Source organism: Streptomyces sp. SS7, assembly GCF_037993025.1.
GTDB lineage: Bacteria > Actinomycetota > Actinomycetes > Streptomycetales > Streptomycetaceae > Streptomyces.
This window is the reverse complement of sequence record NZ_CP141223.1, coordinates 7,294,226-7,316,093: the sequence shown is the minus strand read 5'-3', so window position 1 is coordinate 7,316,093 and position 21,868 is coordinate 7,294,226. Positions and strand designations below refer to the sequence as shown.

13 protein-coding genes are annotated in these 21,868 nt (G+C 74.7%); 8 read left to right on the top strand and 5 right to left on the bottom strand.

Features of this window, described 5'->3' with window-relative positions; genetic code table 11:
• The first annotated feature begins 40 nt into the window (after positions 1-40).
• Both U5640_RS33540 and U5640_RS33535 read left to right on the top strand, forming a co-directional pair.
• A complete protein-coding gene (locus U5640_RS33540; protein WP_340380871.1) occupies positions 41-610 on the top strand; it encodes a WHG domain-containing protein in 570 nt (189 codons plus the stop codon).
• Positions 607-1,764, top strand: coding sequence for a GDSL-type esterase/lipase family protein (locus tag U5640_RS33535; protein WP_340380869.1), 1,158 nt, complete (start codon positions 607-609; stop codon positions 1,762-1,764). The genes U5640_RS33540 and U5640_RS33535 overlap by 4 nt, the downstream gene beginning before the upstream one ends.
• A gap of 6 nt (positions 1,765-1,770) precedes the next feature.
• On the opposite strand, the gene U5640_RS33530 is transcribed toward U5640_RS33535, so the two are convergent.
• Positions 1,771-2,493, bottom strand: coding sequence for a VWA domain-containing protein (locus tag U5640_RS33530; protein ID WP_340380867.1), 723 nt, complete (start codon positions 2,491-2,493; stop codon positions 1,771-1,773).
• Positions 2,494-2,585: 92 nt separating this feature from the next.
• Here U5640_RS33530 and U5640_RS33525 point away from each other — a divergent pair, with 92 nt between their 5' ends.
• Complete coding sequence (locus U5640_RS33525) at positions 2,586-3,449, top strand: rhomboid family intramembrane serine protease (RefSeq protein WP_340380865.1); 864 nt, start codon at positions 2,586-2,588, stop codon at positions 3,447-3,449.
• Positions 3,450-3,477: 28 nt separating this feature from the next.
• Here U5640_RS33525 and U5640_RS33520 read toward each other — a convergent pair whose 3' ends face one another.
• On the bottom strand, positions 3,478-4,206 hold the full coding sequence (locus U5640_RS33520; protein WP_340380863.1) for an ABC transporter ATP-binding protein: 729 nt from the start codon (positions 4,204-4,206) through the stop codon (positions 3,478-3,480).
• A 130-nt stretch (positions 4,207-4,336) separates the two neighbouring features.
• Here U5640_RS33520 and U5640_RS33515 point away from each other — a divergent pair, with 130 nt between their 5' ends.
• From U5640_RS33515 to U5640_RS33505, 3 genes are all read left to right on the top strand, one after another.
• On the top strand, positions 4,337-7,621 hold the full coding sequence (locus tag U5640_RS33515) for an FtsX-like permease family protein (RefSeq protein ID WP_340380861.1): 3,285 nt from the start codon (positions 4,337-4,339) through the stop codon (positions 7,619-7,621).
• A gap of 1 nt (position 7,622) precedes the next feature.
• Positions 7,623-10,343 carry an FtsX-like permease family protein gene (locus U5640_RS33510; RefSeq protein WP_340380859.1) on the top strand — a complete coding sequence of 907 codons (2,721 nt, stop codon included), beginning with the start codon at positions 7,623-7,625 and terminating at the stop codon, positions 10,341-10,343.
• Positions 10,344-10,821: 478 nt separating this feature from the next.
• Positions 10,822-11,778: an ABC transporter ATP-binding protein gene (locus U5640_RS33505; protein WP_340380857.1), complete on the top strand. Its 957-nt coding sequence runs from the start codon at positions 10,822-10,824 to the stop codon at positions 11,776-11,778.
• Between the two features lie 163 nt (positions 11,779-11,941).
• On the opposite strand, the gene U5640_RS33500 is transcribed toward U5640_RS33505, so the two are convergent.
• The 3 genes from U5640_RS33500 to U5640_RS33490 form a co-directional block, all read right to left on the bottom strand.
• Positions 11,942-13,402: a glutamate synthase subunit beta gene (locus tag U5640_RS33500; RefSeq protein WP_340380855.1), complete on the bottom strand. Its 1,461-nt coding sequence runs from the start codon at positions 13,400-13,402 to the stop codon at positions 11,942-11,944.
• Positions 13,395-17,987, bottom strand: coding sequence for a glutamate synthase large subunit (gene gltB, locus U5640_RS33495; protein WP_340380853.1), 4,593 nt, complete (start codon positions 17,985-17,987; stop codon positions 13,395-13,397). Before gltB ends, U5640_RS33500 begins: the two co-directional genes overlap by 8 nt.
• Before the next feature lie 372 nt (positions 17,988-18,359).
• Complete coding sequence (locus U5640_RS33490; protein WP_340380851.1) at positions 18,360-19,091, bottom strand: VIT1/CCC1 transporter family protein; 732 nt, start codon at positions 19,089-19,091, stop codon at positions 18,360-18,362.
• A 353-nt stretch (positions 19,092-19,444) separates the two neighbouring features.
• On the opposite strand from U5640_RS33490, the gene U5640_RS33485 reads away from it, so the two are divergent.
• Complete coding sequence (locus tag U5640_RS33485) at positions 19,445-20,491, top strand: ADP-ribosylglycohydrolase family protein (protein ID WP_340380849.1); 1,047 nt, start codon at positions 19,445-19,447, stop codon at positions 20,489-20,491.
• Positions 20,488-21,864 carry an ADP-ribosylglycohydrolase family protein gene (locus tag U5640_RS33480; protein ID WP_340380846.1) on the top strand — a complete coding sequence of 459 codons (1,377 nt, stop codon included), beginning with the start codon at positions 20,488-20,490 and terminating at the stop codon, positions 21,862-21,864. Before U5640_RS33485 ends, U5640_RS33480 begins: the two co-directional genes overlap by 4 nt.
• Positions 21,865-21,868: the final 4 nt, after the last annotated feature.

Here is a 21,868-nt window from a genome sequence, read left to right as displayed (position 1 = left end):
CGCTGCGGGCAGGCGTGCGGCAGGCGAGGGGAGAGACGGCATGGTGAGGGTCGGGCTGACCACGGAACGCCTGGTGCGGGCGGGCGCCGAACTGGCCGACGAGGTCGGCTTCGACGAGGTGACCGTCTCGGCGCTGGCCCGACGGTTCGACGTCAAGGTGGCGAGTCTGTACTCCCATGTGCGCAACTCCCAGGACCTGCGGACCCGTATCGCCCTGCTCGCCCTGGAGGAGCTCGCCGACCGGGCCTCCGAGGCGCTGGCCGGCCGAGCCGGCAAGGACGCCCTGAGCGCACTGGGCAACGTCTACCGGGACTACGCCCACGAGCACCCCGGCCGCTACGCCGCCGCCCAGCTCCGGCTCGACGCGCAGACGGCGGCCGCGAGCGCGGGGGTCCGGCACGCGCAGATGACCCGGGCGATCCTGCGCGGCTACGACCTCGCGGAACCGGACCGGACCCATGCGGTGCGCCTCCTGGGCAGCGTCTTCCACGGCTACGTGAGCCTGGAGCTGGGCGGCGGCTTCAGCCACAGCGCCCCGGACACGGACGAGACCTGGACCCGGGTCCTCGACGCCCTCGACGCGCTGCTGCGCACCTGGCCCGCCGTATGACCGGGCCCGCGTGGACCACCACGCCGATCACCGCGGACCTGCTGCGCGGCGCCCTGGACGTCGAGCGCACCGAGCACGGCGTCCTGCCGCACCGGCTGCCGGCCCGGGCCCGCGCCCAGTGCTCCGACGCGCAGCTGCTCATGGCCGAGTCCCAGCCTTCGGGCGTACGGCTGGTCTTCCGCAGCGCCGCCACCACCGTGGAACTGGACGCGCTGCCCACCCGGCGGGCCTACGCGGGCGCGCCGCCCCGGCCGGACGGTGTCTACGACCTGGTCGTCGACGGCCGCCCGGCCGGACGGGGGAGCGTCACGGGCGGCGGCCGCACCCTGACCGTCGACCTGGCGGCCGGCACCGGCGACCTCTCCCCCGGCGGGCCCGGCACCGTCCGCTTCGCCGGGCTGCCGGCCGGGACGAAGGACATCGAGATCTGGCTCCCGCACAACGAGACCACCGAACTCGTCGCGCTGCGCACCGACGCCCCGGTCGGACCGGCCCGGCCCACGGGCCGCAAGGTGTGGCTGCACCACGGCAGTTCGATCAGCCACGGCTCCGACGCGGCGAGCCCGACGGGCATCTGGCCGGCGCTCGCGGCGAGGCTCGCCGGGATGGAGCTGATCAACCTCGGCCTGGGCGGCAGCGCCCTGCTCGACCCGTTCACCGCCCGCGCCCTGCGCGACACGCCCGCCGACCTGATCAGCGTCAAGATCGGCATCAACCTGGTCAACACCGATCTGATGCGGCTGCGCGCCTTCGGCCCCGCGGTCCACGGCTTCCTCGACACGATCCGCGAGGGCCGGCCGACCGTCCCGCTGGTGGTCGTCTCACCGATCCTGTGCCCCATGCACGAGGACACCCCGGGCCCGACCGCCCTGGACTTCTCCGCGGCCGCCTCGGGGCAGCCGTGGTTCCAGCCGATGGGCGACCCCGCCGAGGTGGCGTTCGGGAAGCTGACCCTGCGCGTCGTCCGCGACACCCTCGCCCGCCTGGTGGAGCAGCGCGCGGCCGACGACCCGCACCTCCACTACGTCGACGGCCGCGACCTCTACGGCGAGGCCGACGCCGCCGAACTCCCGCTCCCCGACGGCCTCCACCCGGACGCGGCGACCCACCGCCGCATGGGAGAGCGCTTCGCCGAACGCCTGCTCACCTGGTAGCGGGCGCTACGGCCGGACGATCCCCGCCGCCCGTGCCGCCACCAGCCACTTCGGGAACTCGCCGACCAGCCGGTCGTACAGCTCCGCGTCGGAGACCCGGCGCGGATCCGGGCCGGCGTGGAAGAAGCCGGCGTTGTCGACCACCCTCTTGCCGGGGACGGGGAGTTCGTCGAGCCTGCGCAGGAAGTCGAACTGCCTGCTCCCCCGGTCGCCGAAGCCGACGAACTGCCAGAACAGCGGCAGCCGGGCCGCCTTGCAGAGATGGCGTTCGGCGGCGAGCCTGTTGATCGGGCCGCCGTCGGTCTGGAACACGACGAGGGCGGGCTCGCGCGCACCGCTGTCGAGGTAGTGGTCGATGACCGCGTCCATCGCCAGGTGGTAGCTGGTCTTCCCCATGTGCCCGAGCCCGGCCGCGATCCGCTCCACCCGGCCCTGGTACGAGGCGAGTTCGATGTCGGTGACGGCGTCGACGTCGGTGGAGAAGAACACCACCGGGACCCGGCCGTCGTCGTCGAGGTGCGCGGACAGGCCCAGCACCCGGTCGGCCAGCGCCTGCACACTGCCGTCCCGGTAGTACGGCTTCATCGACCCCGAGTAGTCGACCACCAGGTAGACGGCGGCCCGCTGGCCGTCGAGACCGTGCTTCGTGAGGGACACCCCGGCGCTCTTGTAGAGGTTCACCAGCGCGGGAGCGGTCTCCTGGACCTTGCTCAGACTCATCGCGACCATGGCCCCCACCCTCCCACACCCTGCGGTGTTCGCTATTTTGTTCGCTCTTGCCGAGAAGCGCCCAGCCGAGAAGCGCCCAGAGGAGCCGGTCCGTGGAGTCCGAGTCCGCCGTCACCACCTGCTACCGCCATCCCCAGGTGGAGTCCTACGTCAGCTGCACCCGCTGCGAGAGGTTCATCTGCCCGGACTGCATGCGGGAGGCGGCCGTGGGCCACCAGTGCCCCGACTGCGTGCGGGAGGGCGCGCGGTCGGTGCGCCGGGCCCGTACCGTCGTCGGCGGCCGGGTGTCGGCGGTGCCGCTGGTGACGTACGTGCTGATCGGGCTCAACGTGCTGGCGTACCTGGCCGAGTCGGTGGACGACGACGTCATCAGCCGGTTCGCCGTGCTCGGCACCGTTCCGCCGGGCTACGCCCCCTGGGGGGTCGCGCACGGCGAGTGGTACCGGCTGCTCACCGGCGCGTTCCTGCATCAGCCGCCCACCCAGGGCACGTTCGGGATCCTGCACATCGTGATGAACATGGTGTCGCTGTGGAACCTCGGCCGGGTGGTGGAGTCGCAGCTCGGGCGGATCCGCTACCTCGCCCTCTATCTGCTGTCGGCGCTCGGCGGTTCGGTGCTGGTGCTGCTGACCGTCCCCATGGCCGTCACGGTCGGCGCCTCCGGCGCGGTCTTCGGCGTCGGTGCCGCCTACTACGTCCTGGCGCGCCGCCTCGGCGCCGACATGAGCCAGGTCAACCGGTTCATGGCGGGCCTGCTGCTGTGGCTGGTGGTCTCGGCGGGCCTGACCTCCTGGCAGGCACACCTCGGGGGTCTGCTGACGGGCGGTGCGGTGGCCCTGGCCTACGCCCACGCGCCCCGGGACCGGCGGCGGCCGTGGATCCAGGCGGCGGCGTGCGGGGCGCTGCTGGTGCTGCTGCTGGTGTGCGCGTGGGCGAAGGTCCAGCGGCTCAGCTGATCAGGGGCGCTTGATCTGGGGCGCTTGATCAGGGGCGCTCGACGACCTCGCCGTCGCCGAGCTCCAGCACCCGGTCGGCGAGGCCGAGGAGTTGCGGGTCGTGGGTGGCGACGAGGGCCGTGACGCCCTCGCTGCGCACCACGGCCCGCAGCAGTTCCATCACCGCGAGGCCGGTGGAGGCGTCGAGCTGGCCGGTCGGCTCGTCGGCGATCAGCAGGGCGGGCCGGTTGGCGAGGGCACGGGCGATGGCGACCCGCTGCTGCTGGCCGCCGGACAGCTCGGCCGGCCGCTGTGTCTCGTGGCCGGCGAGACCCACCAGGGCCAGCAGCAGGGCCACCCGCGCCTCGCGTTCGCGCGGCTCGGCCCGGCGCAGGCGCAGCGGCACCCCCACGTTCTCGGCGGCGGTGAGGATGGGGATGAGCCCGAAGGACTGGAAGACGAAGCCGATCCGGTCGCGGCGCAGCTCCAGCAGCCCGCTCTCGCCGAGCTCGGACAGATCGGTGCCGTCGAGGACGATCCGGCCGCGCTGCGGGGAGTCGAGGCCGCCGATCAGATGCAGCAGGGTCGTCTTGCCGGAGCCGGAACGGCCCTTGAGGGCGACCAGTTCGCCGCGCCGGACGGCGAACGACGCCCCGCGCAGCGCGTGGACGGCGGCGGCGCCCGTGCCGTAGGAGTGGTGCAGATCCTCCACCAGCAGCATGGGGTCCGCCGCACGATCGGTGGTGCCGGTCGCGAGGGCGGCGGTGTTCTCCGTCATCCCGGCATCACATCCGTTGCCCGCCCGCACCGTCAAGAGCCGTACGAACCCGGTCCCGAACACATGTACCCGCCCGGTAACTCCGTGATATGCATGCCGCGTAGGGGACTTCGGGGGGAGCGGGGGACGCGTGACGGGCTTCTTGGTGCTGCGCGTGCGCGCGCACCGGCTGCTGCTCGCCGCCGCACTCCTCGCGGTGCTGCTGACCGCCTCGGTGCTCGCCGCGCTCGCCGCGTTCTCCGCCTCCGTCGGCGACGCGGCCCTGCGCACCACGCTCGGCGGCCGGGCCGCGGCCTCGGCGGCACTGGTCGTCGACACGGACGCCGCCCGGGACGAGACGGCCGCGGACGTGACCCGGCGGGGGCGGGAGGCGTTCGGCGGGCTGCCGGTGACCGTGCGGGCGCTGGAGCGCTCGACGGCGTACGCCCTGCCCGGTACGCCGCAGGCCGGGCAGCCGGACCTCACCTTCCTCGCCGCCCTGGACACCTCCCGGATCCGGCTGGTCGCGGGCGCCCTGCCGGGACCGGCGCCCGGGACCGGGCCGGTGCCGGTCGCGCTGCCCGCGGCGGCCGCCGACCGGCTGGGGCTCGGGCCCGGGGCGCGGGTGGCGCTCACCGACCGGCTGACGGGCAAGCCCCTCACGGTCCGGGTGACCGGGACCTACCGGGCGGCCGACACCGCCGACCCGTACTGGCAGGCGGACACCCTCGCCGGACACGGGGTGCGCACGGTCGTCTTCACCACCTACGGCCCCCTGCTCACCGACGCCTCCGTGCTCGCCTCCGGCCGCGCCGCCGTCGACGGCACCACCTGGGTGGCGACGGCCGACTTCCGCACGCTCACCACCGCCGGCATCGACCGGCTGGGCGCGGCGAACGCGCGGGCCGCAGAAGAGCTGCGCGGGGCGCTCGGGGAGGGCGCCACCGTGCGCACCGAACTGCCCGCTCTGCTCGACCGGACCGCGCGGGCCCTGCTCGTCTCCCGCTCCACCCTGCTGATCGTCTCGGTGCAGCTGGTGCTGCTCGCCGGGTACGCGCTGCTGCTGGTGGCCCGGCTCCTGGACGGCGAGCGGGCGGGCGAGACCGAACTGCTGCGCGCCCGGGGCGGCTCGCGCGGCCGGATCGCGGCGCTCGCCGCGCTGGAGGCGCTGCTGCTGGCGGTGCCGGCCGCGGTCGGTGCCGCGCTGCTGTCCGGTCCGCTGGCCCGGCTGCTCGCCCACTGGTCCTCGCTCGACCGGATCGGGCTGCGCCTGGACGCGGCGCCCGCCGGGCGGGTGTGGCTGGTCGCGGGCGCGGTGGCGGCGGCGTGCGCGACGGCGGTCGTGGCGCCCGCGCTGACGGCGACGGCCCGGACGCCGGTCCGGCTGCGGCGGCTGCGGGCCACGGCCTCGGCCGCGCCGGTGCGCGCCGGAGCCGACGCCGGGCTGCTGCTGATCGCGGGGATCGCCTACTGGCAGCTCGGCCGGCGGACCGACACGGGCGGCGGCGCGCTCAGCCGGGACCGGGCCGGGGAGCTGGGCGTGGATCCGCTGCTGGTCGCCGCGCCCGCGCTGGCGCTGCTGGCGGGCACGGTGCTGACCCTGCGGCTGCTGCCGCTCGCGGCCCGGCTCGCGGAACGGCGGTCCGCGAGCGGCCGGGGGCTGCCGGCGGCGCTGGCGGGCTGGCAGTTCAGCCGGCGTCCGCTGCGCGGGGCCGGTCCGGTACTGCTGCTGGTCGTGGCGGTGGCGACGGGGATGCTGGCGATCGGGCACGGGGCGTCCTGGGACCGGTCGCAGGGCGACCAGGCCGACTTCCGCACGGGCGCCTCCGTACGCGTCCTCGACACCAGGCCGGGCAGCCCCGGCCAGACCGGTCTGTACGCCGCGCTGCCCGGGGCCCGCGACGCCGCCCCCGCCCACCGCACCACCGTGGACCTCTCGGGCGGACGGACGGCCACGGTCCTCGCCCTGGACACCGCGCACGCCGGGGAGGACCTGCTGCTGCGCGGCGATCTCGCCGCGGAGCCCCGTGCGCGGCTGCTGCGGGCCCTGGCCCCCGCCGGGCAGGACACCGAGCGGGCGATCCGGCTGCCCGACGGCACCCGGCGGCTCGCGCTCGACGTGCGGATCACCGACGTCACGGACCCGGGAACCCGTCCCTCCGGTCTGGCGCCGCAGCTCACCCTGGTCGTCGAGGACGGCTACGGCATCGCCTACCGGATGAGCGCCGGGAAGATCCCCGTGGACGGCCGGGTGCACCGAGCCGTCGTGGACCTGGACGTGACCGCGACCGGCGGCCGGGCCGCCCCGGCCGGACCGCTGCGGCTGACCGGTCTGCAACTCGACGGCGCCTCCCCCGAGGGCCGCCCCCAGGGGCACCGGCTCACCGTGGAACGCCTCCTCGCCACCGGCCGGGACGGAGGCGCGCGGACCGTCCCGGCGCCCGCCGGACTGCGCTGGTCGGGCCGGGGGACCGTGTCGGAGAACGGCACGGCCGTGGCCCGCACGACGCTGCGGCCCGTGACGGCACCGGCGCCGCTCACCGTCGAGTACGCCACGGGCGTCGGGGACGGCCTCGCTCTCGCCCCGCCGATGTTCACCGTCCGCGTCGACACCGCCGGCGCCCCGGCCGCGGCGAGCCTCGCCGGGCTGGCCACCGAGGAGTTCCTGCGCGCGGCGGGCGCCGAGGTCGGCGACGGCATCGACGTGACGCTGGCCGGGGAGCGGCTGCGGGTGCGGATCGTCCGGTCCGTCGAGGCGCTGCCGACGACCGGGGACGGCCCGGCCGGACGGGCGGACGGCGGGGCCCTGCTGCTCGACCTGCGGGCCGTGGACGCGGCCCTGGCCCGGCGGGCGAGTGTGCCGCTCACTCCGAACGAGTGGTGGGTGGCCCCCGCCCCCGGCCGGGCCGCGCGGGTCGCCGCCGCGCTGCGGGCACGCGGCGACCTCGACGCGGACCAGGTCCTGGTGCGCGACGAGATCGCCGCCGCGCTGCTGCGGGACCCGCTCGGCGCCGGTCCGCGCTCGGCCCTGACGGCGGTCGCGGCGGCCGCCGTGGCCCTCGCGGCCGGAGGGTTCGCGGTGAGCGCGGCCGGGGCGCGGCGGGAGCGGTCGGCGGAGTTCGCGGTGCTGCGGGCGCTGGGCGCGCCGCGCCGGGACCTCGCCCGGCTGGTCGCGACCGAGCAGAGCCTGCTCGCCGGGGCCGGGCTGCTCGCCGGTCTGGGCCTGGGGACCGTGCTGACCCGTGCCGTGGTCCCGTTGATCGTGCTGACCTCCGACGCGGCGCGGCCCGTCCCGCCCGTCCTGGTCGAGCTGCCGCTGCCGAGGGTGGCCCTGCTGCTCGCGGGGGTCGCCGCCCCGCTCCTGCTGATCACCGCCGGCTCCGCGCTGCGCCGGGCGGAACCCGCGGTCGCGCTGCGCCACCAGGGGGAGGACTGAGATGCACCCGGACCGTCATGGCGCGCCCTGGGTGCGGACCCGGCTGCGCACCGCGCCGGTGGGCGCCCTCGCCTTCGGGGTGCTGGTGCTGCTCACGGCGTTCCTCGCGGCCCTGCTGCCGCGGGCCGTCGAGTCCTACGGGACCCGGGGGCTGCGCGAGGCCGTCGCCGACGCTCCCCCGCAGTCCACGGTGCTGGAGCTGAAGGCCCCGCAGCCGGGGCTCGAACTGCCGCAGGGGGCCCGCGAGAAGGCCGTACGGCCCGAGGCGCTGGCGGCCGTCGACGCCGCGGCGTCGGCCGCGCTGCCCCGGCCGCTGCGGGCGGACCCGGCCGAGTCCGCGTACGGGATGCGGACCGCGAAGAGTCTGGAGGCGCAGGAGGCGTCCCTCCCCCGGCCCGACGGACTGCCACCCCGGTTCACCCTGCTGACGCAGTCCGGGATCGCCGGGCACGCCACCGTACGTCAGGGCCGGCTGCCCGCCGCCGAGGGGCCGGTGACGGCGGACACCCGGGTGCTGGAAGGCGCCGTGACCGAGGAGACCGCCCGGACGCTCGGGCTGCGGGCCGGCTCCACCGTCACGCTGGACGGGTTCACCGGCGCACCGCTGACCGTCCGGATCACCGGCGTCCTGGCGCCCCGGCATCCGCGGGGGAGCTACTGGGCGGTGGAGCCGACCCTGCGCACGCCCGCCCTGGCCTATGTGAAGGCCACTCCGCCCCAGTTCTACTGGGAGGCGGCCCTGCTGCTGGCGCCCGAGGCGGCCCCGGTGCTGCTCGGCGGGCAGGGCGAGCCGGAGAAGTACTGGCGGATCGCCCCCGACACCGGGCGGCTCGGCGCGCGGGACGCCGCACCGCTCGTCGACGCGGTCGCCTCCCTCGAGGGCGGCCCCGGGCTGCTGCGGCTGCGCGTGGCGGCGGGTCCCACGGCCGCGCTCTCCACCGGTCTGGAGCAGGTCGTCCTGGCCGGCACGGCGGTCCGGGACGCGATCGCGCCGGTGGTCGCCGTCGCGGCGTTCGGGATCGCCGCGGTCGCCGTCGTCGTCCTGGTCATGAGCGCCGGTCTGGCCGCCGCCCGCCGTGAGCGGGAACTGGCCCTGCTGCGGGCCCGGGGCGGCTCGCTGCGCGGGATCGCGGGGCGGCTGCTGGGCGAGACCGCCGTGGTGGCGGTGCCCTCCGCGGCCGGGGGGCTGCTGCTCGCGGTGGCCGTGGTGGACGGGGCGCGGCTGCTGCCCGCGCTGCTCGGCGCGGGCGGGGTGGCGGTGCTCGCCTGTGCGGCGCTCCCGGTGCGCGCGGTGGTCTCCCACCGCAGGCCGCGGGCACATCAGGAGCGGGACGATCTCGCCCACGCCCGGCCCGGGGCGCGCCGCACGGTCGCCGAGCTGACCCTGCTGGTGCTGGCCGTGGGCTCGGTGGCGGCGCTGCGCCGTCGCGGCACGGGCGCGTCGGGCGATCTGCTGGTGAGCGCGGCGCCGGTGCTGGTCGGGCTGGTCGCGGCGCTGGTCCTCGTACGGCTGTATCCGCTGCCCCTGCGGTGGGCCGCCGGGCCGGCCGCGCGGTTGCGGGGTGCGGTCGGGTTCCTGGCGCTGGCCCGTGCGGGCCGTTCCCCGGCCGGGGTCGCGGCGCTGCCGCTGCTCGCCCTGCTGACGGCCCTGACGACGGCGGCGTTCGGCGGGTCGGTGCTGTCGGGGGTGGCGGACGCCCGGGACCGGGCCGCGCTGCTGACGACGGGCGCGGACGCGCGCGTCGCCACGACCGACGGCACCCCGCTCCCGGCGGACCTGGTGCGGGCGGTGCGGGGCGTGGCGGGGGTGCGGGAGGTGGCGGGCGTACGGATCGAGCGGGCCTCGACGAGCGCGTCCGACGAGACGCATCCGCTGACCGTGGTCGGCGTCGAGCCGGAGGCCTACGCGGGGCTGGCCCGGCGGGTCGGGCTCGGCGGTTTCCCGGACGGGCGGCTGGCGTCCGCGGGCGGGGTGCTGGACGCCGTCGCCTCGCCGGGGGTCGCCGAGCGGCTGGGGCGGGCGGCCCGCCCGATCGTGACGCCGGGCGGGGTCGTCTCGGTGCGGATCACGGCGGTGCGCGACCGTACGCCCGCCGTGCCCGAGGGCGAGTTCCTGCTGGTCGACGCGGCGGGGCTGAAGGGTTCCGGCGGTCCTACCACCCTGCTGGCGGCCGGTGCCGGACTCGACGCGCGGGCCCTGCGGGCGGCCGTGCGCGGGGCGGACCGCACGGTGACGCTGCGCGCCGAGGAACGCGCGGCGCTGTCGGACACGCCGCTCCAGGAGGGGGCCGGGCGGATCTACGGCTGGGCGGTCGTCGCGGGCGCCCTGTACGCCGTACTGGCCCTGGTGCTGTCGCTGCTGCGGGCCGCGCCGGAGCGGGCCGCGCTGCTGGCCCGGCTGCGCACGCTGGGCCTGACGGCCCGCCAGGGCCGGCGGCTGCTCGGCCTGGAGGCGCTGCCCCAGGCGCTGATCGCGGCGTGCGGGGGTGTGGCCGTCGGCTGGGCCACCGTCCGGCTGCTCGCCCCGGGTGTCGACCTCGACCGGCTGGCCCTGCCGGCCGGTGCCACGGTCCACGGGGCGACCCTGCGAACCGACCCGTGGTCCCTGCTCCTGCCCGCCGCGGGCGCGGTACTGCTGGCGGCCGCGGTGACCACCGGGCAGGCCTGGTGGTCCGGACGCCGGACACCCAGCACACAACTCAGGGCGGGAGACACGCGATGAGCGGGACGACACGGTCGCCGGCGGAGCCGGACCGGCCGACCCCGCCGACCGACCCGCGGTCGCCGCTCCCGCCCGGCACCGACGCGGCCGCCACCGGACAGACCCCGTGGGCCCGACGCCGGACACCCAGCACACAACTCAGGGCGGGAGACACGCGATGAGCGGGACGACACGGTCGCCGGCGGAGCCGGACCGGCCGACCCCGCCGACCGACCCGCGGTCGCCGCTCCCGCCCGGCACCGACGCGGCCGCCACCGGACAGACCCCGTGGGCCCGACGCCGGACACCCAGCACACAACTCAGGGCGGGAGACACGCGATGAGCGGGACGACACGGTCGCCGGCGGAGCCGGACCGGCCGACCCCGCCGACCGACCCGCGGCGCCGCTCCCGCCCGGCACCGACGCGGCCGCCACCGGACAGACCCCGTGGGCCCGACGCCGGACACCCAGCACACAACTCAGGGCGGGAGACAGGCGATGAGCGGGACGACACGGTCGCTGGCGGAGCTGGAGCGGCGGGCGGCGGACCGGCGGGACCGGCCCGCGTACGGGCACGACGCGCTGATCGCCTGCGACCGGCTGGTGCGGATCTTCTCCGGGCGTGGGGGCGGGGACGCGGTGGAGGTGCAGGCGCTCCAGGGGCTCGATCTGCTGGTCCGGGAGGGCGAGCTGATGGCGCTGGTCGGGGCGTCCGGCAGCGGCAAGTCGACGCTGATGAACATCCTCGCGGGCCTGGACGTCCCCACCGCGGGCTCGGCGCGGGTGGCGGGCCGCGATCTGCTGGCGATGGACGCGAAGGCGCGGCTGCGGTACCGGCGTGAGGTGGTGGGCTTCGTGTGGCAGCAGACGGCGCGCAACCTGCTGCCGTATCTGACGGCCGCGCAGAACGTGACGCTGCCGATGCAGCTGGCGGGGGTGCGGCGCGGGAAGCGGGGCGGGCGGGCGGCGGAGCTGCTGGCCCTGCTCGGGGTCGCCGACTGCGCCGACCGGTGTCCGCGGCAGTTGTCCGGGGGGCAGCAGCAGCGGGTCGCGATCGCCGTCGCCCTCGCCAACGCGCCCGCGGTGCTGCTCGCCGACGAGCCCACCGGTGAGCTGGACTCGGCGACCGGGCAGCAGGTGTTCGCCGCGTTCCGGCGGGCCAACGAGGAGCTGGGCACGACGATCGTCGTGGTCACGCACGACCAGGCGGTGGCCGGCGAGGTCCGGCGCACGGTCGCCATCCGGGACGGCCGCACCTCGACGGAGGTGCTGCGGCGCACGGAGGTCGACGCGGAGGGTCAGGAGTCCCTGGTGGCGCGGGAGTACGCGATGCTCGACCGGGCGGGGCGGCTGCAGCTGCCCGCCGAGTACACGGCCGCGCTGGACATGGCGGACCGGGTGCTGCTGGAGCTGGAGGAGGACCACATCCAGGTGTGGCCGGACGGGAACCGCTGAGCGGGGACATGCGGCGGCGCCTGCCAGGTCGTCCGGTCGGGGACAGTGAGGCAGGCGCCGGCCTGTGTTCCGTACGCCGTTGTACGTCACGCAGGTGGGGCCCCGGTGTCGCACCGGGGCCGGTGGGGTGACCGTCAGGCCGTCACGCCGTCAGGCCGTTCCGTCAGACCGTCAGGGAGCGGTCCGTCGGGCGGATCGGGGCCGGCAGGTCGCTGGCACCGGTCAGGAAGCGGTCGCAGCCGCGGGCGGCGGAGCGGCCCTCGGCGATCGCCCACACGATGAGCGACTGGCCGCGGCCCGCGTCACCGGCGACGAACACGCCCGGCACGTTGGTCTGGAAGTCGGCGTCGCGGGCGACGTTGCCGCGCTCGTCGAGCTCCAGGCCGAACTGCTCGACCAGGCCGTTCTCGCGGTCGGTGCCGGTGAAGCCCATGGCGAGGGTGACGAGCTGCGCGGGGATCTTGCGCTCGGTGCCCGGCTTCTGGGTCAGCCTGCCCTCGACGAACTCGACCTCGACCAGGTGCAGCCACTGGACGTTGCCGTCCTCGTCGCCCTCGAAGTGGGTGGTGGAGACGGAGTAGACCCGCTCACCGCCCTCCTCGTGCGCGGACGTGACCTTGTAGAGCATCGGGAACGTCGGCCAGGGCTGGTGCGGCGCCCGGTCCTCGCCCGGCCGGGGCATGATCTCCAGCTGGGTGACGGAGGCGGCGCCCTGGCGGTGGGCGGTGCCCACGCAGTCGGCGCCGGTGTCGCCGCCGCCGATGACGACGACGTGCTTGCCCTCGGCGGTGATCGGGGAGGTGACGTAGTCGCCCTCCTGGACCTTGTTGGCCAGCGGCAGGTACTCCATCGCCTGGTGGACGCCCTTGAGCTCACGGCCGGGGACCGGGAGGTCACGGGCGGTGGTGGCGCCGGCGGCGATGACGACCGCGTCGTACCGCTTCTTCAGGTCGGTCGCCTTGAGGTCGCGGCCGATCTCGATGCCGGTACGGAATCGGGTGCCCTCCGCGCGCATCTGCTCGATACGGCGGTTGATGTGCCGCTTCTCCATCTTGAACTCGGGGATGCCGTAGCGGAGGAGGCCTCCGACGCGGTCCGCGCGCTCGTAGACGGCGACGGTGTGGCCGGCCCGGGTCAGCTGCTGGGCGGCGGCCAGTCCCGCCGGGCCCGAGCCGATGACGGCGACGGTCTTGCCGGACAGGCGCTCGGGGGCCTGCGGGGCGACGGTGCCCGCGTCCCACGCCTTGTCGATGATCGAGACCTCGACGTTCTTGATGGTCACGGCCGGCTGGTTGATGCCGAGCACGCACGCCGACTCACAGGGCGCCGGGCAGAGGCGGCCGGTGAACTCGGGGAAGTTGTTCGTGGCGTGCAGGCGCTCCGACGCGGCCGACCAGTCCTCGCGGTAGGCGTAGTCGTTCCACTCGGGGATGAGGTTCCCGAGCGGACAGCCGTTGTGGCAGAACGGGATGCCGCAGTCCATGCACCGGCTGGCCTGCTTGCTGATGATCGGCAGCAGGGAGCCGGGGACGTAGACCTCGTTCCAGTCCTTGAGGCGCACGTCGACGGGACGGGACTTGGCGACCTCGCGGCCGTGGTTCAGAAAGCCCTTCGGGTCAGCCATTGATCGCCGCCTCCATCATCTTCTCGGTGATCTCGGACTCGGAGAGTCCCGCCTGCTCGGCGGCGTCCTTGGCGGCGAGCACTGCCTTGTACGTGCTGGGGATGATCTTGCTGAAGCGCGCCACGGACGCGTCCCAGTCCACGAGGAGCTTCTCGGCGACGGTGGAGCCGGTCTCCTCGGCGTGGCGGCGCACCACGTCGTGCAGCCACCGCCCGTCCGCGGCGTCCAGCGCCTCGACGGCGTCCAGGTTGCCGACGTTGACGTTGTCGCGGTCGAGGTCGATCACGTAGGCGACACCGCCGGACATGCCGGCCGCGAAGTTGCGGCCCGTCTCGCCGAGGACCACTGCGCGACCGCCGGTCATGTACTCGCAGCCGTGGTCGCCCACGCCCTCGGAGACGACCAGCGCGCCGGAGTTGCGGACGCAGAACCGCTCACCGGTGCGGCCGCGCAGGAACAGCTCGCCGCCGGTGGCGCCGTAGGCGATGGTGTTGCCCGCGATGGTGGAGTACTCGGCGAGGTGGTCGGCGCCCCGGTCGGGGCGGACGACGACGCGACCGCCGGAGAGGCCCTTGCCGACGTAGTCGTTGGCGTCGCCCTCCAGGCGCAGGGTGACACCGCGCGGGAGGAAGGCGCCGAAGGACTGGCCCGCGCTGCCGGTGAAGGTGATGTCGATGGTGTCGTCGGGCAGGCCCGCGCCACCGAACTTCTTCGTCACCTCGTGGCCGAGCATGGTGCCGACCGTGCGGTTGATGTTGCGGACCTTGATCTGGGCGCGCACCGGCTGGGCCTCGGTGGCGTCGGAGGCGGCGAGCGCGTCGGCGGCGAGCTTGATCAGCTCGTTGTCGAGCGCCTTCTCCAGACCGTGGTCCTGGGCGACGGCGTGGTGGAGCACCGCGCCCTCGGGCAGCTCGGGCACGTAGAACAGCGGGGCGAGGTCGAGGCCCTGCGCCTTCCAGTGATCGACGGCGCGCTGCACGTCGAGGACCTCGGCGTGGCCGACGGCCTCCTCGATGGAGCGGAAGCCCAGCTCGGCCAGCAGCTCGCGGACCTCCTGCGCGATGAACTTGAAGAAGTTCACCACGTACTCGGCCTTGCCGGAGAAGCGGTCGCGCAGGACCGGGTTCTGGGTGGCGATGCCGACCGGGCAGGTGTCCAGGTGGCAGACGCGCATCATGACGCAGCCGGAGACGACGAGCGGCGCGGTCGCGAAACCGAACTCCTCGGCGCCGAGCAGCGCGGCGATGACGACGTCACGGCCGGTCTTGAGCTGGCCGTCGGTCTGGACGACGATCCGGTCGCGCAGACCGTTGAGCAGCAGGGTCTGCTGGGTCTCGGCGAGGCCGAGCTCCCAGGGGCCGCCCGCGTGCTTCAGCGAGGTCAGCGGGGAGGCACCGGTGCCGCCGTCGTGGCCGGAGATCAGCACCACGTCCGCGTGCGCCTTGGACACACCCGCCGCGACCGTGCCGACGCCGACCTCGGAGACCAGCTTCACGTGGATCCGCGCCTGCGGGTTCGCGTTCTTCAGGTCGTGGATCAGCTGGGCGAGGTCTTCGATGGAGTAGATGTCGTGGTGCGGCGGCGGGGAGATCAGGCCGACGCCCGGGGTGGAGTGCCGGGTCTTGGCGACCCACGGGTAGACCTTGTGGCCGGGCAGCTGGCCGCCCTCGCCGGGCTTGGCGCCCTGGGCCATCTTGATCTGGATGTCGTCGGCGTTGACCAGGTACTCGCTGGTGACACCGAAGCGGCCGGAGGCGACCTGCTTGATCGCGGAGCGGCGCGCCGGGTCGTACAGGCGCTCCGGGTCCTCGCCGCCCTCACCGGTGTTGGACTTGCCGCCCAGCTGGTTCATGGCGATGGCGAGGGTCTCGTGCGCCTCCTTGGAGATGGAGCCGTACGACATGGCGCCGGTGGAGAAGCGCTTGACGATCTCGGAGACCGGCTCGACCTCGTCGACGGGGATCGAGGGGCGGTCGGAGGAGAAGCCGAACAGGCCGCGGAGCGTCATCAGGCGCTCGGACTGCTCGTTCACCCGGTCCGTGTACTTCTTGAAGATCTCGAAGCTGCCCGAGCGGGTGGAGTGCTGGAGGCGGAAGACCGTCTCCGGGTCGAACAGGTGCGGCTCGCCCTCGCGGCGCCACTGGTACTCGCCGCCGATCTCCAGCGCGCGGTGCGCGGGAGCGATGCCGGAGGCCGGGTAGGCCTTGGCGTGGCGGGCGGCGACCTCCTTGGCGACGACGTCGATGCCGACGCCGCCGATCTTGGTGGCGGTGCCGTGGAAGTACTTCTCCACGAAGGCGTCGTCGAGGCCGACGGCCTCGAAGACCTGGGCGCCGCGGTAGGAGGCGACGGTGGAGATGCCCATCTTGGACATGACCTTCAGGACGCCCTTGCCGAGGGCGTAGATCAGGTTGCGGATGGCCTTCTCGGGCTCGATGTCCGACAGGAAGGTCCCGGCGCGGACCAGGTCCTCGACGGACTCCATCGCCAGGTAGGGGTTGACGGCGGCGGCGCCGAAACCGATCAGCAGGGCGACGTGGTGGACCTCGCGGACGTCACCGGCCTCGACCAGCAGGCCCACCTCGGTGCGCTGCTTGGTGCGGATGAGGTGGTGGTGGACGGCCGCGGTGAGCAGCAGCGAGGGGATCGGGGCGTGCTCGGCGTCCGAGTGGCGGTCCGACAGGACGATCAGCCGGGCGCCGTTGTCGATGGCGGCGTCGGCCTCGGCGCAGATCTCGTCGATGCGCGCGGCGAGGGCGTCACCGCCGCCGTGCACCCGGTACAGGCCGGAGAGCGTCGCGGCCTTGAAGCCGGGCATGTCGCCGTCGGCGTTGATGTGGATGAGCTTGGCCAGCTCGTCGTTGTCGATCACCGGGAAGGGCAGGGTGACCGTACGGCAGGAGGCGGCCGTCGGCTCCAGCAGGTTGCCCTCGGGGCCCAGCGAGGAGCGCAGGGAGGTGACCAGTTCCTCGCGGATCGCATCCAGCGGCGGGTTGGTGACCTGGGCGAACAGCTGGGTGAAGTAGTCGAAGAGCAGGCGCGGGCGGGAGGACAGCGCGGCGATCGGCGAGTCGGTGCCCATGGAGCCGATCGGCTCGGCGCCGGCCTTGGCCATCGGAGCGAGGATGACGCGCAGCTCCTCCTCGGTGTAGCCGAAGGTCTGCTGGCGGCGGGTGACCGAGGCGTGGGTGTGCACGATGTGCTCACGCTCGGGCAGGTCGCCCAGCTCGATCTCGCCGGCCTCCAGCCACTCGGCGTACGGGGCCTCGGCGGCGAGCTGCGCCTTGATCTCGTCGTCCTCGATGATGCGGTGCTCGGCGGTGTCGACGAGGAACATCCTGCCGGGCTGCAGGCGGCCCTTGCGCACGACCTTGGCGGGGTCGATGTCGAGGACGCCGACCTCGGAGCCGAGGACGACGAGGCCGTCGTCGGTGACCCAGTAGCGGCCGGGGCGCAGACCGTTGCGGTCGAGGACCGCGCCGACCTGGGTGCCGTCGGTGAAGGTGACACAGGCCGGGCCGTCCCAGGGCTCCATCATCGTGGAGTGGAACTGGTAGAAGGCGCGCCGGGCCGGGTCCATGGAGTCGTGGTTCTCCCACGCCTCCGGGATCATCATCAGCACGGAGTGCGGCAGCGAGCGGCCACCGAGGTGGAGCAGCTCGAGCACCTCGTCGAAGGACGCCGAGTCGGAGGCGTCCGGCGTGCAGACGGGGAAGACGCGCTCCAGGCCCTGCTCGCCGAAGAGGTCGGAGACCAGCTGCGACTCACGGGCGCGCATCCAGTTGCGGTTGCCCTTGACGGTGTTGATCTCACCGTTGTGCGCGACGAAGCGGTACGGGTGCGCGAGCGGCCACGACGGGAAGGTGTTCGTGGAGAAGCGCGAGTGGACGAGCGACACGGCCGAGGCGAAGCGGCGGTCGGACAGGTCCGGGAAGAAGGGCTCGAGCTGGCCGGTGGTCAGCATGCCCTTGTAGACGATCGTGCGGGCGGAGAGCGACGGGAAGTACACGCCGGCCTCGCGCTCGGCGCGCTTGCGGAGCACGAACGCCTTGCGGTCGAGGGCGATGCCCCGGCTGGCGCCGTCCGTGACGAAGATCTGCCGGAAGACCGGCATCGTCGAGCGGGCGGTGGCGCCGAGCAGCTCGGGGGCGACGGGGACCTCGCGCCAGCCGAGGACGGTCAGGCCCTCGTCGGCGGCGATCGTCTCGATCTGCGAGACGGTCCCCTCGGTGCCCTGCTCGGGCAGGAAGGCGATGCCGACGGCGTAGGAGCCGGCCTCGGGCAGCTCGAACCCGGTGACCTCGCGCAGGAACGCGTCGGGGACCTGGGTGAGGATGCCCGCGCCGTCGCCGGAGTCCGGCTCGGAGCCGGTGGCGCCGCGGTGCTCGAGGTTGCGCAGAACGGTCAGCGCCTGCTCGACCAGCGTGTGGCTCGCCTCACCGGTGAGGGTGGCCACGAAGCCGACGCCGCAGGCGTCGTGCTCGTTGCGGGGGTCGTACATACCCTGCGCAGCAGGGCGAGCATCCATGAAGGACCAGTTCTGGCCATTCGCGGAATGCTGGGACGGCTGGCGCGGCGTACGCATCGGCTCTCCCGTCGTCGTCTCAAGTGGCATGTGTGCGTGCCGAGGGACGACGTTGGCCCTCTGCGTGTGCGCAAAATTTCGTGCAGGTTACATGATGGAGCGGTTCTCGGGAACCGGATACTCCGTTCCAACATGCGGACGCCACGGGCCTGCGGCGGGGGTACCGTGCGCGTGGCTGGAAAGGTGTGGTGGGATCGAACGGGACAGGTCGGTGTCCGTCGACCCGGGGCGGGAGGAGCGACGTCGTTCACCCCGCGAGTGCGCCGCAGGCGTCATTGCCCACAGCGCTTACGGCTCATGCCCGCTGGTTAAGCACGCGAAACCAGTCGGTAACGGCTACTTATACGGCCCAACGCATAAGTAGCAGTCGAACTATCCTACGGCCGTTCCGAACAAACTGCCCAGGGCGTACGTCACACCGGCCGCGGCACCACCGAGCGCGAGCTGCCGCAGCCCGCTGTACCACCAGGTCCGCGCCGTCACCCGGGCCACGATCGCCCCGCACGCGAACAGCCCGAACAGCGCCAGCAGCACGGCCGGCCACAGGGTGCTCGCACCGAGCAGATACGGCAGTACGGGCAGCAGCGCGCCGAGCGCGAAGGAGCCGAAGCTGGACACCGCGGCGACCAGCGGCGAGGGCAGGTCGGAGGGGTCGATGCCCAGCTCCTCGCGGGCGTGGATCTCCAGGGCCTGCTCGGGATCGCGGGAGAGCTGCGCGGCGACCTGCCGGGCGAGGTCGGCGTCGACGCCCCGGGCCTCGTACAGGGCGGCGAGCTCCGCCTCCTCGTCCTGGGGGTGCTTGCGCAGCTCGCGGCGCTCGACGTCCAGTTCGGCCTCGACGAGCTCGCGCTGCGAGGCGACGGAGGTGTACTCGCCGGCGGCCATGGAGAACGCGCCGGCGGCGAGCCCGGCCAGGCCGGTCAGCACGACGGTGTGCTGACCGACGGCCCCGCCGGCGACACCGGTCATCAGGGCGAGGTTGGAGACCAGGCCGTCCATCGCACCGAAGACGGCGGGGCGCAGCCAGCCGCCGTTCACGTCGCGGTGCGTGTGGTTGTCGCGGTGCGCCTCGTGGAGCGGTGCCTCGATGTCGATGACGGCCATGGAATCCCCCAGGAAGGTGAGCGGAACGAGGTGAGCGGGAGCCGGAGCGAGGTGCCCCGGAGCGAGCGAGCAAGCCAAGCCAAGGTGAGCCAAAGCAAGGTGAGCCAAAGCTAACTTTGGACGCATTCTAATTTCCGACGACGCCAAAGTACGCTCCCGCATTCCTCTTCGCCAGCAAGGAGAGGCTCGGCTAACCTGCGCTTTTACCGTCGACCGCTCATTCGATCAGGAGCCCGCACAAATGTCGACCGGGTGATATGAGGGGATCCCAGGCTCGGGTCAACCGCCGATGGTGGGACACATCCGCAAACGGTTCCGCGACCCGTGCGGGGCCTGCGGAGGAGAGGCCCTGCATGCCAGCCATCCGTGAACGAGCCCGCGGCGCCCTGCTCGGCCTCGCCGTCGGAGACGCCCTCGGGGCACCGGCCGAGAACCTGAAGCCCTCCGAGATCCGGACCCGCTGGGGCCGCATCACGGGCTATGTCAGCGACCGGCCGGCCGGCACGGACGACACCGAGTACACGATCTTCTCGGGACTGCTGCTGGCCCGGCACGGCTCGGCCCTGACCCAGGCCCATGTCGAGAGCGCCTGGCACGCGTGGATCGCCGACCGCGACGAGGGACCCTTCCGGGGCGCCGGCTTCAGCGAGCGCGGCACGCTGGAGAACCTGCGCCGGGGCCTGGCCGCCCCGATCTCCGCCCAGCACCGCCACGCCTGGAGCGACGGGCTGGCCATGCGCGCGGCCCCCTTCGGGGTCTTCGCGGCGGGCCGCCCCGCCGAGGCCGCCCGCCTCGTCGCCGTCGACGGCTCGGTGAGCCACGACGGCGAGGGCATCTACGGCGGCCAGGCGGTCGCCGCGGGCGTGGCGGCGGCGATGGCGGGCGCGCCGACGACCGCGGTGGTCGCCGCCGCCCTCGCCGTCGTCCCCGAGGACTCCTGGACGGCCCGCTCGCTGCGCCGCGCGGTGGCCGTGGCGCACCGGGGCGAGCGCGCGGTGCGCTCCGCCGTCGTCATCGGCGGCTACCCCTGGACCGACCTCGCCCCCGAGGCCGTCGCCCTCGCCTTCGGCGCGTACGCGGCGGCGGACGGCGACTTCCCGGAAGCGGTGCTGACGGCCGTCAACATGGGCCGCGACGCCGACACCACGGCGGCGGTGGCCGGCGCCCTCGCCGGCGCCACCCAGGGCGTCACGGCGATCCCCACCACCTGGGCGGCGGCCATCGGCCCGGCCCGCGGCACATGCCTGCCCGCCATGGCCGGTCACCACATCCTCGACGTGGCGGAACTCCTCGTCCCGGACGACGGCGGCAAATGGGGAGCGGACCTGGTGGCCCCGGAATCGGTCACCGACCTCCTCCACCGCATCCACGAGCCCACCGCCTCGGAGGCAACGACATGACCCCACCGACCCCGTGGACCGAAGACACCCCACCCACAGCAACCCCGGACGACACCGAACCACCGACGGAGGGGGCGGGGAAGGGGGCTGCCGGGGCGGCGGCCGAAACGGTGGGTCTGCGGCCGTGGGTGGTCGTGGCGGAGCCGGGTGCGGGCGCGGGTGCCGGTGGTGGGGGTGCGCCGCCGGGGGCGTCCGCATCCGGCGACGAGAGCCTCCGCACGGGTGGTGCGGGTGGCAGACGGCGGGCCGACGGCGAAGCCGAGGCCCGCGTCCACGGCCTCCTCCTCGGCCTGGCCGCGGGCGACGCCGCCGGCTGGCCCGCCGCCCGCCACCGCGCAGCCCGCATGCCCGACTGGACCCGCCGCCTCACCCGCGAACTCGACACCTTCGCCGAGCACAACGCGACGACCACCCTCCCCGTCCCCATCGCCCTCAACCAGCCCCCCGAACCCCTCCGCCTCGGCCCCTCCGACGACGCCGAATGGGCCGCCTTCGCCGCCGAGGCGGTCCTGCGCGCGGGCGACGACACCGCCCTCGGCGACCTCAGCCGGGAACGCCGGATGCGCGCCGCCATCGACCTCACCTGGAACGCCCTCGCCTGCGAGGTCGCCGCCGCGGCCGACCGCGCCCCCGAGATCGAGTCCGCCGTCCTCCCCCTGCGCGCCCGGATCTCCGTCCGCGCCGGCCTCGGCAACCTCGCCGCAGGCCTGCGGCCCCCCGCCACCGGCCACGACAACCCGCACTACTTCGACGACGCCGCCTGCGTGCGCGCCTGCGTCCTCGCCGTCGCCCACCCCGGCGACCCCCGCCGCGCCGCCGAACTCGCCGAGTTCGACGCCCGCTACACCCAGGACGGCGACGGCGTGCACGGCGCCCGCGCGATGGCCGCGGCCGTCTCCCTCGCCCTGACCGGCGCACCCCCGGAGGCCTGCACGAGCGCGGCCCTGGCCGAACTCCCCGAGCACACCGAGATCGGCCGCAACGCCCGCCACGCCCTGCGTCTCGCGCACGACGCCGACAGCGCCTTCGCCCTGATCCCCCTCCTGGAACACCAGATCGTCGACCACGTCTACAGCTACGGCATCGCCGCCGCCGAGACGGTCCCGGTGGCCCTGGCCCTGGTGGGCGCCGCCAGGGGCCGGATCAGCGAGGCGGTGCCGGCCGCGGCCTGTCTGTCCCGGGTCGCCGACTCGGCCCCCGCGCTCGCGGGCGCGCTGGCGGGCGCCCTCGGCGGCAGGGACGCGATTCCCGCCTCCTGGCGGGACGCCTGCCGCGTCCTCTCCGGCTGCGCGCTCCCCCGCCTCACGGGCACCGACCTGGTGGAACTCGCCGGACTCCTGGAAGCCGTACAACCGGCGCCACCAGGAGGATGATTCG

Excerpts from the sequence above, each read along its gene's own strand:
- U5640_RS33540 (WP_340380871.1), top strand. The coding sequence starts at position 41 with ATGGTGAGGGTCGGGCTGACCACGGAACGCCTGGTGCGGGCGGGCGCC.
- U5640_RS33535 (WP_340380869.1), top strand. The coding sequence starts at position 607 with ATGACCGGGCCCGCGTGGACCACCACGCCGATCACCGCGGACCTGCTG.
- U5640_RS33530 (WP_340380867.1), bottom strand. The coding sequence starts at position 2,493 with ATGGTCGCGATGAGTCTGAGCAAGGTCCAGGAGACCGCTCCCGCGCTG.
- U5640_RS33520 (WP_340380863.1), bottom strand. The coding sequence starts at position 4,206 with ATGACGGAGAACACCGCCGCCCTCGCGACCGGCACCACCGATCGTGCG.
- U5640_RS33510 (WP_340380859.1), top strand. The coding sequence starts at position 7,623 with ATGCACCCGGACCGTCATGGCGCGCCCTGGGTGCGGACCCGGCTGCGC.
- U5640_RS33505 (WP_340380857.1), top strand. The coding sequence starts at position 10,822 with ATGAGCGGGACGACACGGTCGCTGGCGGAGCTGGAGCGGCGGGCGGCG.
- U5640_RS33500 (WP_340380855.1), bottom strand. The coding sequence starts at position 13,402 with ATGGCTGACCCGAAGGGCTTTCTGAACCACGGCCGCGAGGTCGCCAAG.
- gltB (WP_340380853.1), bottom strand. The coding sequence starts at position 17,987 with ATGCGTACGCCGCGCCAGCCGTCCCAGCATTCCGCGAATGGCCAGAAC.
- U5640_RS33490 (WP_340380851.1), bottom strand. The coding sequence starts at position 19,091 with ATGGCCGTCATCGACATCGAGGCACCGCTCCACGAGGCGCACCGCGAC.
- U5640_RS33485 (WP_340380849.1), top strand. The coding sequence starts at position 19,445 with ATGCCAGCCATCCGTGAACGAGCCCGCGGCGCCCTGCTCGGCCTCGCC.
- U5640_RS33480 (WP_340380846.1), top strand. The coding sequence starts at position 20,488 with ATGACCCCACCGACCCCGTGGACCGAAGACACCCCACCCACAGCAACC.